The 903-nt window shown below is 44.5% G+C and carries 2 protein-coding genes; both read right to left on the bottom strand.

The features are described 5' to 3' along the window. A partial coding sequence (locus A3729_RS08565) for a protein phosphatase CheZ (protein WP_068633653.1) occupies positions 1 to 595 on the bottom strand: 595 nt, incomplete at its 3' end. 13 nt (positions 596 to 608) lie between these two features. Further along, positions 609 to 903 (bottom strand): response regulator (locus tag A3729_RS08560; RefSeq protein ID WP_068567911.1); only part of this gene is annotated, 295 nt, incomplete at its 5' end.

Here is a 903-nt window from a genome sequence, read left to right as displayed (position 1 = left end):
CAACATCTTTAACCAATCCGGTGACTCGTTGAATCACTTGACCAGTTAAGTCTTGGAAAGACTGCGCTAACAGTATTTGCGTGAGATTATCATTTACTTTATCTGAATCCTCACACAACTTTCCAAGGAAAGTTCCCATTGTGGCTGTCAGCGTTCTAAACTCATCAGGTTTCATTTCCTTACGCTGTAAGCGAGACCAATCCATCTTGAGTTTTTTCGCTTCCTGGCTGATTCCTGAAGCATAAGGCATGGTTTCTTCGACAAGATCCAAGGTCTTGTTTGCAGCCTTATTGGTCATATCAACCACATACGCGAGTCGGTCGGACGCATCCTCTATAGTAGACAGGTCATCTTTAGCCGTCTCACTGGAAGCATCGATGTGAAAGTTCCGAATTGACTCGTGTAGCGACCGAGTTAAGCGACCGACTTCTTGGTACAGAGTTTTATCCCGAGTCTCATTTAACTCAGAAATAATACCTAACGCCCCCGACAAGTCTCCTTTGTCAATTCGCTCCTTCAACTCATTAGCCTGAGCCTTCAAAGTCTGCTCAAAACCGCTTAGAGGTTCGCTATTTATTAGCTTTGCGTCAGTCATGAATCGCTCAGCCTTAGGAATCGATACGTTCGAAGATTTTCTCAATCTTCTCTTTTAAAACAGCTGCGGTAAATGGCTTAACGACATAACCGTTCACACCTGCTTGCGCGGCAGCAACTATCTGATCTCGTTTAGCCTCAGCCGTTACCATTAGCACAGGAAGACTTTTGAGGTTATCGTCAGAACGAACATGCTGAAGCAACTCAATACCAGTCATCCCAGGCATATTCCAGTCAGTCACCAGAAAGTCATACTTACCTGTTTGAAGCATTGGTAAGGCAGTACTACCATCGTCAGCTTCATCAGTA

Source organism: Oleiphilus sp. HI0043 (genome assembly GCF_001634935.1).
Note: the sequence above shows the minus strand (reverse complement) of the source record. Positions and strands in the feature narration are given on the sequence as shown.